2 pseudogenes are annotated in these 475 nt (G+C 62.3%); one reads left to right on the top strand and one right to left on the bottom strand.

The window, feature by feature from the left end:
- Window positions 1-77 (top strand): annotated as a pseudogene (locus EE949_RS08250) (ATP-dependent zinc protease); the annotation flags it as partial.
- A 116-nt stretch (window positions 78-193) separates the two neighbouring features.
- Here the strand turns inward: EE949_RS08250 and EE949_RS29630 are convergent.
- Window positions 194-475, bottom strand: a pseudogene (locus EE949_RS29630) (hypothetical protein); the annotation flags it as partial.

The following is a 475-nucleotide window of genomic DNA, read 5'->3' as shown; positions in this document are numbered from 1 at the left end:
GGGCCAAGGCATTGCGCGAGTTCGGCGCTGCCATCAACCCGGCACGCCGATATACCGCTGACGAGCCCGATTGCTGAGGTTTTTATCGCCTTGCACTATCGTGCGGCGCTGCGCAAACCTGTGACGCGAAGCGTCACGCAAGGCATTTCCACGCAGGGCGTGAGGAACGACAGGTGGCTGAGCTAAAGCGTAACTATCGTGCGACGCTCTGCGTCGCATGCCGTTCTGGACGCTCTGCGTCCTCCGCGACTCGGCGTTTGGCCATCAACCGCTCGATTCCGTCCAGCAAGCGTTGCAGCGCACCCTGATTGGCCTTCATCACTGCCAGCCCGGCATCGGCCATACTGCGAGCCTGTTGTGGCTGGTCGATCAGGCGCTGCACCGCAGTGGCTAGCGCGGTCGCATCGCTGACCTCTTGCAACGCACCGGCAGTGCGCAACATTGCAGCGATCTCGAGGAAGTTGAACAGGTGCGG

This window comes from Pseudomonas viridiflava (assembly GCF_900602065.1).
GTDB lineage: Bacteria > Pseudomonadota > Gammaproteobacteria > Pseudomonadales > Pseudomonadaceae > Aquipseudomonas.
The sequence above is the reverse complement of the archived record's forward strand: the minus strand, read 5'-3'. Positions and strand labels throughout refer to the sequence as shown.